This is a genomic window from Streptobacillus ratti, from assembly GCF_001891165.1.
Lineage (GTDB): Bacteria > Fusobacteriota > Fusobacteriia > Fusobacteriales > Leptotrichiaceae > Streptobacillus > Streptobacillus ratti.
The window spans coordinates 17333-29716 of the sequence record NZ_LKKW01000018.1 but is presented as its reverse complement, the minus strand read 5'-3'; the positions used below and the strand labels follow the sequence as shown (position 1 = coordinate 29716).

At 26.6% G+C, this 12384-nt stretch carries 14 protein-coding genes; 1 reads left to right on the top strand and 13 read right to left on the bottom strand.

The genetic code is table 11. The annotated features are described in order from the left end of the window. Positions 1-168: 168 nt before the first annotated feature. From BT993_RS04295 to BT993_RS04235, 13 genes are all read right to left on the bottom strand, one after another. Positions 169-966, bottom strand: a complete 798-nt coding sequence (locus BT993_RS04295) for an epoxyqueuosine reductase QueH (RefSeq protein ID WP_415669325.1) — start codon at positions 964-966, stop codon at positions 169-171. A gap of 86 nt (positions 967-1052) precedes the next feature. Then, positions 1053-2231 (bottom strand): tetratricopeptide repeat protein, encoded by a 1179-nt coding sequence (locus BT993_RS04290; RefSeq protein ID WP_072593392.1) that lies wholly within the window; start codon positions 2229-2231, stop codon positions 1053-1055. Between the two features lie 15 nt (positions 2232-2246). Further along, positions 2247-2939: a 2,3,4,5-tetrahydropyridine-2,6-dicarboxylate N-acetyltransferase gene (gene dapD, locus BT993_RS04285; RefSeq protein ID WP_072593391.1), complete on the bottom strand. Its 693-nt coding sequence runs from the start codon at positions 2937-2939 to the stop codon at positions 2247-2249. 155 nt (positions 2940-3094) lie between these two features. Next, complete coding sequence (locus tag BT993_RS04280; RefSeq protein ID WP_072593390.1) at positions 3095-4792, bottom strand: M3 family oligoendopeptidase; 1698 nt, start codon at positions 4790-4792, stop codon at positions 3095-3097. 41 nt (positions 4793-4833) lie between these two features. After that, positions 4834-5226 (bottom strand): ATP synthase F1 subunit epsilon, encoded by a 393-nt coding sequence (atpC, locus tag BT993_RS04275; protein ID WP_072593389.1) that lies wholly within the window; start codon positions 5224-5226, stop codon positions 4834-4836. Between the two features lie 2 nt (positions 5227-5228). Beyond that, on the bottom strand, positions 5229-6623 hold the full coding sequence (atpD, locus tag BT993_RS04270; protein WP_072593388.1) for a F0F1 ATP synthase subunit beta: 1395 nt from the start codon (positions 6621-6623) through the stop codon (positions 5229-5231). Between the two features lie 10 nt (positions 6624-6633). Beyond that, on the bottom strand, positions 6634-7521 hold the full coding sequence (gene atpG / locus BT993_RS04265; RefSeq protein ID WP_072593387.1) for an ATP synthase F1 subunit gamma: 888 nt from the start codon (positions 7519-7521) through the stop codon (positions 6634-6636). A gap of 15 nt (positions 7522-7536) precedes the next feature. Then, entirely contained in the window at positions 7537-9042 is a 1506-nt protein-coding gene (gene atpA, locus BT993_RS04260) for a F0F1 ATP synthase subunit alpha (protein WP_064592157.1), read from the bottom strand. Between the two features lie 19 nt (positions 9043-9061). Then, a complete protein-coding gene (gene atpH, locus BT993_RS04255; protein WP_072593386.1) occupies positions 9062-9583 on the bottom strand; it encodes an ATP synthase F1 subunit delta in 522 nt (173 codons plus the stop codon). Position 9584: 1 nt separating this feature from the next. Then, positions 9585-10088, bottom strand: a complete 504-nt coding sequence (atpF, locus tag BT993_RS04250) for a F0F1 ATP synthase subunit B (protein ID WP_064592159.1) — start codon at positions 10086-10088, stop codon at positions 9585-9587. A 15-nt stretch (positions 10089-10103) separates the two neighbouring features. Further along, positions 10104-10343 carry an ATP synthase F0 subunit C gene (gene atpE / locus BT993_RS04245; protein WP_064592160.1) on the bottom strand — a complete coding sequence of 80 codons (240 nt, stop codon included), beginning with the start codon at positions 10341-10343 and terminating at the stop codon, positions 10104-10106. A 13-nt stretch (positions 10344-10356) separates the two neighbouring features. Then, a complete protein-coding gene (gene atpB / locus BT993_RS04240; RefSeq protein ID WP_244147544.1) occupies positions 10357-11271 on the bottom strand; it encodes a F0F1 ATP synthase subunit A in 915 nt (304 codons plus the stop codon). Between the two features lie 18 nt (positions 11272-11289). Further along, positions 11290-11673, bottom strand: coding sequence for a hypothetical protein (locus tag BT993_RS04235; protein ID WP_064592161.1), 384 nt, complete (start codon positions 11671-11673; stop codon positions 11290-11292). A gap of 255 nt (positions 11674-11928) precedes the next feature. Between BT993_RS04235 and BT993_RS04230 the strand changes: the two genes are divergently transcribed. Next, a complete protein-coding gene (locus BT993_RS04230) occupies positions 11929-12375 on the top strand; it encodes a DUF2147 domain-containing protein (RefSeq protein WP_072593384.1) in 447 nt (148 codons plus the stop codon). The last annotated feature ends 9 nt before the right edge of the window (positions 12376-12384 follow it).

The window sequence follows — 12384 nt, the reverse complement described above, 5'->3', positions numbered from 1 at the left end:
TATTATCTCACAACATAAAAATAAAAGTATATGATATAAAATAAGATTTTTAAAATATTTAATTATTAAATTTAGAGAGATAAGATTATAATATTAAAAAATTGACAAAAATAAAAATTTGTACTAAACCTCACTTTTTTAATATTTGAGGTTTAATACAAATTCCCATTATATTTTCTTTAAGTTTTGTTGTTTTAATGCAAATATACAACCACAATAACATTGTCTATACACATCATATTCATTACACATTTCTATACTTCTTTTATAGCCATTATTCTTTTTAAAATCTGATGGTAAATATTTAACCCTATATATTTCTTGTACCTCAAAACCTAATTCATTTATTAACTTTGAATTTTTTTTAGGTGATAATGTAATAGCCGAACCAAAATAATCAAAATTTAAATTCTTAGCATATTTTGCAACTATATCCAGTCTCATCTGAAAACAAGTTACACATCTACTTCCACCCTCAGGTTCATTTTCTTGTCCTTTTGTTAATTCTAAGAAATGTTTAGGATTGTACTCATCTTCTATATATTTAACATTATTACCTGTTTTTTCATTAAAATCTTTAATAAATTTCTGTTGTACTTCACTTCTTTTTATATATTCTTGTTTAGGGTGTATATTTGAATTTGCAAATAATATAGTTACATCTGCATAATTACATAAAAATTCTAAAGTATATGTGGAACAAGGAGCACAACAACTATGTAATAAAATTTTAGGTCTATTTTCAAGACTTTTCCATTTTTTTATTAATTTTTCAAGTATTGCATGATAGTTTATTACTTGATTTTTATTCATTGAAGACAAAATAGATAAGGCATCATCAAATTCATTTTCAGTTATGAAACTATTATCTTTAATCATATCAAAAATTTTATCATTTTTATTTTGATTATCTTTCATATCTTTTTTTAATTTTTCATATATTTCTCTTAGTTCCTTATTTTCCATAAATAAATTATCTATTTCCTTTCAAGATATTTAACATATTATACTATAAATCTATATTTTTTAAAAGAAAAATAGGCTCTCGCCTATTAATTCTTATTATTTCTATATTTTTGATAATGTTCAAACTCTTTTAATATACTATCTTTTTTTTCTTTACTAATTTCATTATTTTTAAACATCTCTTCTAATAATACTCTTAATTTATATCTATCTCTATTACTAAAATATATATTAATTAAAGCATAATTTGCATTTATATTACCATCTTTTTTAGATTTTATTAAATATCTTTCTGCAAATTCAAATAAATTTTCAGAAGCTAATTTAATCCCAAGATCAAAATTGCATATTTTTTTAGATTCTAATTTTTCTAAACATCCCTCTATATCTTCGTTTTTATTTAATAATTTAGCATATTTTATTAAATCTATTATTAAATTTATATCAATATTACCTTTTTTTTCTATACTTCTTAAAATGTTATATGCACTTTCATATTCTGAATTAGCTACATACATCTTATATATATTCTCTAAAATATATATAGGAGTTTCTTTTTGTACTCTTAAAGCCTTATTCAAATAACTTAATGATTTAACTCTATTTTTTTGCTTAAATTCAAGACTTGAATATCCAATATATCCTAATTGTATATTCTCATTATTTTTACTTTTTAATAATAAGGCAAAGTATCTTTTAGCATCATCATATTTACTATTTTCTAAATATGACATAGCTAATAGATTAAATAAACTACCTTTTTCTCTTTCAGAAAGTTTAAATATTATATTTTTATTAAGAATTTCTAACTTTTCTTTTTTACCATTTGTTTCATATAAATAAATTAAATTTGATAAAAAAGGCAATTGTTGATAATTAGTTTTTTTATTCAATATTTCAGTTTGATTTATAGCTTCTTCAAAATTTTCTTCTTCCATTGCCATAGAAAATAGATATTGACTAGCCTTTATAGAAGAAAATGTTTTAGCTTCTAAATTTTCTGATAATTTTTTATAATAAATTTTAGCTTCATCGATTTTATTCTCTTTATGATAAATATTTGCAAGATAATAATATGCTGATTCTAAAAATTTTTTATCATCATTATTTTCTGCTTTTTTTTCTATTACATTATGTAATAATGTTTTTGCACTTTCATATTTACCCTCTGTAATTAATTTTAAAGACTTTTCTAAATCAGATTTAATATCTGCATTTAATATAAATGAAAGAGAAAAAAATAAACAAATAAATATTTTTTTCATATATATCTACCTTACTTATTTTCTTAATTCTTCTACTATTTCAGTTTTTGATTTTGTTTTTTCATCTATTATTTTAATTATTTTTGCTGGCATACCTGCAACAACTACACCACTTGGTACATTTTCAGTTACAACTGCTCCTGCTGCAACCACTGAATTTGCACCTACTCTTACTCCCTCAAGAACAACTGCATTAGCTCCTATTACTACATTATCTTCTATTATAACTGGATCTGCTGAAGGTGGTTCTATAACTCCAGCTAAAACTGTTCCAGCACCTATATGACAATTTTTACCAACAGTAGCTCTTCCTCCAAGCACTGCATTCATGTCTATCATAGTTCCTTCTCCAATTTTTGCCCCTATATTTATAACAGCTCCCATCATAATAACAGCTTTAGATTCTATAATTACCTTATCTCTAATAATAGCTCCTGGTTCAATTCTAGCATCAATATTTTTAATATCAAGTAATGGAAGTGCTGAATTACGTCTATCATTTTCTAAATGATAATTTTTTAAATCATTTTCTTTAATTAATTTTTCAATCTCATCCCAATTACCTATTATAATTTTAGTTTCTTTTCCTATAATTTTAACGTCATATTCTCCCTTTATATCTTCATCTGTATAAAGTTTAACAGGTGTTTTTCTATTTGAATTTGCAATAAAACTAATAATTTCTTTTGATCTTTCTAATTCTGTCATAACTTTACTCCTCTTAATTATACTAACTAAATACTATCATATATTAAAATAAAATACCATTAGTTTTTTCTTATAATTCACATTTCATTTAAAAATGAGAATCCCTAAAATTTAAGAGATTCTCATAATTTTTAATTTGTTATAATTTATTTGATTTATAGATTTTCATCATTAATTGTTGATAAAAACTCTTTTACTGGAGTAATAATTTTTGCTAGACTTCCATCTTCAAATGGATTATCTAATTTTACATCTTCTAATAATCCAAGGAAAGTTTTAGAACCTCCAAGAACACATAATCTCATGTATTTTTTCCATGCAAGTTCTCTGTCTTCTCCATTTAACTTCCACATTTGTAATGCAATTACTTGTGCTAAAGTATAGTCTATATAATAAAATGGAATTTCAAATATATGTCCTTGTTTAAACCAGAACAATCCTTTTAAATATGATTCCATACCATCATAATCTCTTGTAGGTAGATATTCTTTTTCAAGTTCTAACCATTTCATTCTTCTTTCTTCAGGTGTTACATTAGGATTTTCATACACAAAGTGTTGAAACTCATCAACTAAAGCTCCATACGGTATGAATAAGAATGCTCCACTTAAATGATGATACTTGAATTTATCAATATCTTCTTTAAAGAATGATTCCATCCATGGCCAAGTTAAAAATTCCATACTCATAGAATGAATTTCTGCTGATTCAGAAGTAGGCCAATAGTATGAAGATATATCAACATTTCTCATAGTTTGATAAGATTGGAAAGCATGTCCTGCCTCATGTGTTAAAACTTCAACATCATGTGCTGTTCCATTAAAGTTTGCAAATATAAATGGCATACCATATGAATCTAATGATGTACAATATCCACCACCTTGTTTACCTTTTTTACTATCTAAATCAAGTAATTCCTGTTCAACCATTTTTGAAAAAAATTCATGTGTTTCAGGAGATAATTCCTTATACATAATTTGAGCTTTTTCAACCATCCATGTTCTATCTCCTTTAGGAGTTGGATTACCTGTTAAAAATGCCATTCCCTCATCATAATATCTTAATTTATCAACCTTTATTCTTTTTTCTTGTCTTTTTCTTAGTTCAACATATAGAGGAACTACATTTTCTTTTATTTGTTTTCTATAATTTTCAACATCTTTAGCATTGTAATCAAGTCTTCCCATTCTTAAATATCCAACTTCAACAAAGTTTTTATATCCAAGTTTTTTAGCTATTCTATCTCTTACTTTAACTAATGAATCATATATTCTATCATATTCTTCCATATTATCTTCAAAGAATTTACCAACAGCTAATACTGCTTCTTTTCTTGTATTTCTATCTATATTTTGAGTATACGGAACCATTTCTGAAAGATTTCTTTCTTCACCGTCAAACATAATCTTAGCACTAGATGTCAATTTAACATATTCTGTTACTAATCTATTTTCTTCTTGTAAATCTTCAATAATTTCATTTTTGAATAATTTTAATTCTAAATCTATTTTTTGAAATGCAAGTTTACCAAATTTTTCTTCAAGTTCAGATCTAAATTTAGAATTAGCAAAAGCTATTCCTAAATCATTATTAAATTCTGAAATTAATGGTAAATTTTCATCATAAAAAGATTTTTCTTCAGAATAATATTCATCTGTAGTATCTATACTATTTCTTATATATGCTAATGAATAATTAGTCGAGAACTTTTTATTAATCTCATCAATTTCATAATAAAGTTCTATAGCTCTTTGTGCATTTTCTGCATTTTCAAGTTCCTCTTTAATTTTCATGTATACTTTTTTTAATTCTTCAATATCTACTCTTTTGTATTCAAAGTCTTTAAAAACCACTTTATACCTCCTAATTTCTATTTTAACATCGATAAATAACTTTATCTAAGTAAACTATCTTGTAATTTTTTCTTAGTTCCAAGTATATCTTGGTCTTCTTTCCTTTTAGCTTCAATAGCTTTTTCAAGTTTTTGTTGTTTAATTTTTTTAAACTCTTCTTCACTTTCAGCTAACATAGCTTCTTCTGCCATGACAGTAACATAGTTATGATTAACTTCTAAAAATCCACCACTGATATAGTAACTTTTTTCTTCAGAGCTGTTTTTTATAAGCATCAATCCCTCTCCAAGAGAACTCATAAAATTAGTATGATTAGGTAATATTCCTATATCCCCTCTTATAGTTCTAACCTTAACAAATTTTATCTTTTTAGATAAAAATTCTATTTTTTCAGGCGTTACTACTTTTAAGGTAAAAAAATCTTTTTTTTCCATAATTATTCACCCATTAAATCTTTTGCTTTTGCTACTGCATCATCTATAGTTCCTACATAAAGAAAAGCTTGTTCTGGAAGTTCATCATGTTTACCGTCTAAAATTTCTTTAAATCCTCTTATTGTTTCACGTAATGTAACATATTTACCTTTCATTCCTGTAAATTGTTCAGCAACTGAGAATGGTTGAGAGAAAAATCTTTGAATTTTTCTTGCTCTACTTACTATTACTTTATCTTCATCACCTAATTCATCCATACCAAGTATTGCAATAATATCTTGCAGTTCCTTATATCTTTGTAAAACTTTAACAGTTTCTCTAGCTACCTTATAGTGTTCATTTCCAACTATTTCTGCTTCAAGTATTCTTGAAGTTGAAGTAAGAGGATCAACTGCTGGATAAATTCCTAATGATGCAATTTGTCTTGATAATACTGTTGTTGCATCAAGATGTGAAAATGTTGTAGCTGGTGCTGGGTCAGTTAAATCATCTGCTGGAACATATACTGCTTGTACTGATGTAATAGAACCTTTTTTAGTTGAAGTAATTCTTTCTTGTAAAGCTCCCATATCTGTTGCAAGGTTAGGTTGATAACCAACAGCAGATGGCATTCTTCCAAGTAAAGCAGAAACTTCAGAACCTGCCTGTGTAAATCTAAATATATTATCTATGAATAACAATACATTTTGCCCTTCTTTATCTCTAAAATATTCTGCCATAGTTAAGGCTGAAAGTGCTACTCTAAGTCTTGCCCCAGGTGGTTCATTCATTTGACCATAAACTAAAGCCGTCTTATTAATAACTCCACTTTCTTTCATTTCGTTATATAAGTCTCTACCCTCTCTGGTTCTTTCTCCAACTCCAGCAAATACAGACAGACCTCCATGACCTTTTGCAATATTATTAATTAATTCTTGAATTAATACAGTTTTACCTACTCCAGCCCCTCCAAAAAGACCTATTTTACCTCCTTTTAGATATGGTGCTAATAAATCTACTACCTTAATTCCTGTTTCTAATATTTCAGAGTGAGTTTCTTGCTCTTCAAACTCAGGTGCTTTTTTATGAATAGAATGTCTTTCTTCTGTAATAATTTCATCTCCATTATCAACAGTTTCTCCTAAAACATTAAAAATTCTACCTAAAGTTTCTTTCCCTACTGGTACTTTAATAGGTTCTCCTGTATCTATAACATCTACTCCTCTTTTTAATCCGTCAGTAGATGTCATCGCAACTGCTCTTACAACATTATTTCCTAAATGTGCTTGAACTTCTGCAACTATTTTTTTCCCATCTTCATAATATATTTCTAAGGCATTAAAGATATCTGGTAAGGTATTATCAAATCTTGCATCTATAACCGGCCCTATAATTTGAACCAATTTACCTTTGTTCATCTTATTCCTCCTATTTAATTGCTTGAGAACCACCAACAATTTCTGATAGTTCTTGTGTTATTAGACTTTGTCTAATTCTATTATATTCTAATGTCAACTTATTTATTATTTCTGTTGCACTATCACTTGCATTTTTCATAGCAGACATTCTAGCTGAATGCTCACTTGCTGAATTTTCAAGTAATGCTTGGTATAACTTATTATTCAAAAGTTTAGGTAAAAATTCAACTAAAACTTGATTTTCATTTGGTTCAAAAATATATCTTTTATCTTTTACTTCTTCACTTTCTTTAGATATCTTTAATCCTGTAGGTCTTGAAAAAGGTAATATTCTTTCCTCTACTAAGTTATAGTGTATTACTGATACAAATTTTGAATATATTAAATATACTTCATCATATTGATCTGAAAGATAAAAATCAACTATATCTTCACTAATAATCTTAGCTTTAGAAAACATTGTTTCTGGTATTAATTGTATATATTCTGCATCTACATTAATATCTCTAGTTTTACAATAATCTCTTGCCTTTCTACCTATAGAAATTATAGAAACATTTTTACCCTCTTTAGTAAATCTTTTTACCATTTTATCCATCTTTTTTAAAGTATTAGAATTAAATGAGCCACAAAGACCTCTATCTGATGTCATAACTACTATACCAATATTTTTAACTTCTTTTTTACCCTCAAATAAAATATTATGTCTATTACCTATATGATTTAATAAGTTATATAAAGCATATTCTAAAGATTTTTCATATTCTCTAGTTTTAAAGGTAAGTACTTGAAATTTTTTAAATTTAGTTGAAGAAACAATATTCATAGCACTAGTTATCTGTTTTGAATTATTAATGCTATTTATTCTAGCTTTAATTTCTTTCATATTAGATGCCATATGTTTCTCCTTTCATTAATGTACATAATCTTTTTTAAATGTTTTTATAAAGTCTTCTAATTCTTCTTCTATTTCTTTAGTTAAAGTTTTTTCAGTTATAATCTGTTTTAAAATATCTGTTGTAGAATACATACTTTGTAATAATTCTTCTTCAAAATTTCTAACATCTTCAACATCAATATCATCTAAATAACCATTAGTTACAGCATAAAATGAAACAACTTGTTCTTCAACAGGCATAGGAGAATATTGTTTTTGCTTTAATATTTCCATTATTCTTTCTCCACGATTTAATTGATCACGTGTTGCCTTATCAAGGTCAGAACCAAATTGTGCAAATGCTAATAATTCAGTATATTGTGCTAGTTCCATTTTAACTCTACTTGCTACTTGTTTCATAGCCTTAATTTGAGCAGAACCTCCAACCCTTGAAACTGAAAATCCTGCATTAATAGCTGGTCTAAATCCAGAATTAAATAAGTCTGTTTCTAAGAATATTTGACCATCTGTTATTGATATAACATTAGTTGGTATGTATGCTGATATATCTCCAGCCTGAGTTTCAATTATTGGAAGAGCAGTGATAGATCCCCCACCTAACTCATCAGATAATTTTGCTGCTCTTTCAAGCAATCTTGAATGTAAATAGAAAACATCTCCAGGATATGCTTCACGCCCAGGTGGTCTTTTTAATAATAAAGACATTTCTCTATATGAAACAGCATGTTTAGATAAATCATCATATATTATTAATACATGTTTTCCTTCTTCCATGAAATATTCTGCCATTGCAACACCAGCATAAGGTGCTAAATATTGAAGTGGTGCAGGTTCACTAGCAGTAGCAGCTACTATAGTTGTATATTCCATCGCACCTGCTTCTTCTAATTTTCTTTGAATTGAAGCCACTGTAGATCTTTTTTGACCTATAGCAACATATATACAATATATTCCTGTATCTTTTTGATTTATAATTGTATCTATAGCTATAGATGTTTTACCTGTTTGTCTATCTCCTATTATTAATTCTCTTTGTCCTCTTCCTATAGGTATCATTCCATCTATTGCTTTAATACCAGTTTGCAAAGGTTCAGTAACTGGTTTTCTATCTATTATTCCTGAAGCTACTCTCTCAACCTGCATATATTTAGATGCAACTATAACCCCTTTGCCATCTATAGGTTCTCCAAGTGAATTAACCACTCTTCCAAGTAGTGCCTCTCCAGCAGGAACTTCAGTAATTCTACCAGTACCTTTAACTACATCTCCCTCTTTAATCCCCCTAGTATCTCCAAGTATAACAGCTCCAACAGAATTCTCTTCAAGATTTAAAACCATACCTGTTGCTCCATTAGGAAATTCTAAAAGCTCACCTGCCATAGCATTATCTAAACCATAAATTCTTGCTATACCATCTCCTACTTCAACTACTGTTCCAACACTAGAAACATCTATTTTCTTTTTATAATTTTCTATTTCTTTTCTAATTATATTACTAATTTCTTCTGGTTTGATTTTCAAAAAAAAACACCTCCTCAATTTAACGTTTCAATTCTTTAATTTGAGTCTTAATCGAACCATCAATTACATCATCATTTATTTTAATTATTCCTCCACCTATTAAGTTTTCATCAACTTTATAGTGTATAACAACTTCTTTTTGTTTCATATCAACTAATTTTTTTCTTAGTTTTTCTTTTTGTTCAGTTGATAATTCTTTAGGAAAAATAGCTGTTACTATTAGCTTTTTATGAGCTTCATAATATATTTTACTATATTGTTCATTAATTTCTTTGATATGTAATAGTCTATCTTTTTCAATTAAATAATCTAAAATATCTAAAGGTTCATTTTTAATATCCCTATATATCCTATTTATCAATTCTTTTTTTTCTTCTTTTCCAATAATAGGGTAACTTAAAAATTTTTTGAAATCTTCATCATTTTCTATATGTTCTAAAATGACATTCAACATTTCAAAAACTTCAAATACTTCATCTTTTTCTTCGGCTACTTTATAGATAGCTTCTGCATATCTTCTCGCTATAGAAAGATTTTCCATATTATTCACCTACTTCATCAATAAATTTATCAATACTTTTATCAACTATTTCAGGATTTTTTTCTATATTTTCTTTAATTATCTTTTCTGCAAGTTCTGTAGCCATTTGACTCATTTCTTTTTGTAATTGCTCTTTAATACTATTTCTTAATTTTAAAACTTCTGACTCTGCACGCATTATCATTCTATCACGTGTAAGTGTAGCATTATCTAAAATTTGTTCTTTTCTTTCATCAGCTTGTCTTTCTGCTTTAATAATAATGTCATTTGCACGTCTTTTAGCTTCTTTTCTTAATTTTTCATAATTTTGTTTTTGTTCTTCTAATTTTTCTCTCTCCTCTTTAACTATTTCAAGTTCTTTTAGAGCTATTTTTTTTCTTTCTTCTATAACTTTTCCAATTTTTTTATAGAAATATTTATGAAAAACATATACTAAAATAAAAAAGTTTATTATCTGAACTATCATTAAAATATCAATGGTAATTAAATTATTATTTTGTTCCATGAGATTCCACCTTTATTATCCTTTTATTAAAGCTAAGATTAATGCTATAATTAACGCAAAAATCCCTGTTGATTCTGTTATTGCACATCCTATAAACAGTGTTGCCATAACATCATTTTTAGCTTCTGGTTGTCTTGCTACAGCCTCTACTGCTGCTGCTGTTGCTAACCCTTGTCCAAGTCCTGCTCCTATTCCTCCACATGCTGCTATACCAGCTCCTAATAATGCTGCTGCTTTAATTATTGATACATCCATTTTTTTCCTCCTTCTATTCCTCTTCTTCTCCTATTAACATCTGCTTAATGTATACAGATGATAAAACTGTAAATACAAATGCCTGTAAAATTCCAATAAAGAAATCTAAATATATTTGTAATATATTTGGCCAACCAACTGCAAAACTAAAACTTCCCTTTAATATATTATTTGTTAAACTTGGGAAAATATCTTTAACTGCTAATCCATAAACTAACGACATAATTACAAGTCCTGCAAACATATTACCAAATAATCTCATAGATATATTTATTGGTTTTGCAAATTCTCCAATTATATTTATAGGTAACATAAATACAAAGGGTTGTGATAATTCTTTTATAAATCCTAATACACCCATTCTATAAATTGCTGCTCCTAAAAAAATTACAAAAACTACTAATGCCAATCCAACAGTTGTATTCATATCAGCTGTCGCAGTTCTAAAGAAAGGTTTAACAAAAATTAAACCGTGTTCATTCTTTTTCCATATTATTGCAAAAGGAAATAAGAACATAGATACATTTAAAAATGCTATCATTGAAAACAACGCCGAGAAAAAACCAGCAAATTTTTCTTTATATTTTCCTAATCCCTCTAAGAATGAATTATTAATAAAATTATAGTATTCTTCTAATACTAATTGAAAAAAACCAGGGTTTTCTACACTAATATTTCTAGTTCCTTTAATTAGTATGAAAATAATAACTATCATTATTGCCCATGTATTCATTATCGTTTGATTAATATTTAATATATATCTACCTATAGGTATACTAAAAAATACTTCAGGTGGTTCAATGATATCATGTGGCTTTTGAAATGTTATTGGAAAAACAGTTGATACTATAGATAAAAGTAAGTTTACTCCTACAAGCATTAAAACCATTAATCCTATCCACTTTAGCAAATTCTTCTTCTTTGACAAATGTACCCACTCCTTTCTTTATAATTTAAATTTTAAAAAACTCATACCTTGTAGTACTAATCTAAATGAAATAAATCCAAAAGAACATATAAGTAATGAATATAACGGATTTATATCAAAAAATCTAATATTTACCCTATATACAAAATAAAGAGCCAATATATACATTCCATACCTTTTAGTGGAATCTATAAACATTGTGCCCCTATTTCCTTTCAAATATACTATTTTATGTACTGTATTAAGTAACATTAGATTTGATACTATAGATATTAAAATTCCAAAAGATAAAGATAACATTAATATATTCATCTTCATAATTCCAATGAAAAAAACTAAAATTGAAATTATTAACAATACTTTTACTATTTTTTTTACACCATCATTAATATTCCAAAACATAATCTTTCTCCTTAAGTTTTTTCATACATTCATAATACCACTTTGAAAAAGACAAGTCAATATTTTTTAATAACAGAACATATATTTTTGTTTATATAAATTAAATATAGACAGTATTTATATTTTTTACTTTTTGTATTATTAGTCAATTTTTTTAACAGTTGACAAATTTTTTAAAATTTAATATAATGTTTATAGTTCTTATGAAAGGAGATGTATTTTTATAGTTTTTAAACTATATCATACAAGAAATTTATGAAAAAAATAATTACATTGTTACTTTTATTAGTAGCTACACTTTCTTTTTCTGATAAAAAAGAGGCTTTTGGTGTTTGGATAACAGAACCTAGTTCAAGTGGAAATAGAGTTATTGTTGAGATTTATGAAAAAGATAATAAATTCCATGGAAAAATATTGAAATTAACAGATAGATTTGATAGTGATGGAAATTTAAGAAAAGATTCTAACAATCCAGATAAATCAAAACAAGATAGAACATTAGAGGGTATAGACTTTGTTAGTGGATTTACATACAATGAATCTAATAATACTTATGAAAATGGTAGTATTTATGATCCATCAAATGGAAAAACTTATGATAGTTACATGCAGTTACAAAAAGATGGAACTTTAAAAGTTAGAGGATATATTGGTATTTCATTAATCGGTAGAACACAAATCTGGAAAAGATACGAAAAATAAGGAAAAAAA

Bases quoted from the DNA above. Each gene is read 5' to 3' on its own strand.
- BT993_RS04295 (WP_415669325.1), bottom strand. From the start codon at position 966: ATGGAAAATAAGGAACTAAGAGAAATATATGAAAAATTAAAAAAAGAT.
- BT993_RS04290 (WP_072593392.1), bottom strand. From the start codon at position 2,231: ATGAAAAAAATATTTATTTGTTTATTTTTTTCTCTTTCATTTATATTA.
- dapD (WP_072593391.1), bottom strand. From the start codon at position 2,939: ATGACAGAATTAGAAAGATCAAAAGAAATTATTAGTTTTATTGCAAAT.
- atpC (WP_072593389.1), bottom strand. From the start codon at position 5,226: ATGGAAAAAAAAGATTTTTTTACCTTAAAAGTAGTAACGCCTGAAAAA.
- atpD (WP_072593388.1), bottom strand. From the start codon at position 6,623: ATGAACAAAGGTAAATTGGTTCAAATTATAGGGCCGGTTATAGATGCA.
- atpG (WP_072593387.1), bottom strand. From the start codon at position 7,521: ATGGCATCTAATATGAAAGAAATTAAAGCTAGAATAAATAGCATTAAT.
- atpH (WP_072593386.1), bottom strand. From the start codon at position 9,583: ATGGAAAATCTTTCTATAGCGAGAAGATATGCAGAAGCTATCTATAAA.
- atpF (WP_064592159.1), bottom strand. From the start codon at position 10,088: ATGGAACAAAATAATAATTTAATTACCATTGATATTTTAATGATAGTT.
- atpE (WP_064592160.1), bottom strand. From the start codon at position 10,343: ATGGATGTATCAATAATTAAAGCAGCAGCATTATTAGGAGCTGGTATA.
- BT993_RS04235 (WP_064592161.1), bottom strand. From the start codon at position 11,673: ATGTTTTGGAATATTAATGATGGTGTAAAAAAAATAGTAAAAGTATTG.
- BT993_RS04230 (WP_072593384.1), top strand. From the start codon at position 11,929: ATGAAAAAAATAATTACATTGTTACTTTTATTAGTAGCTACACTTTCT.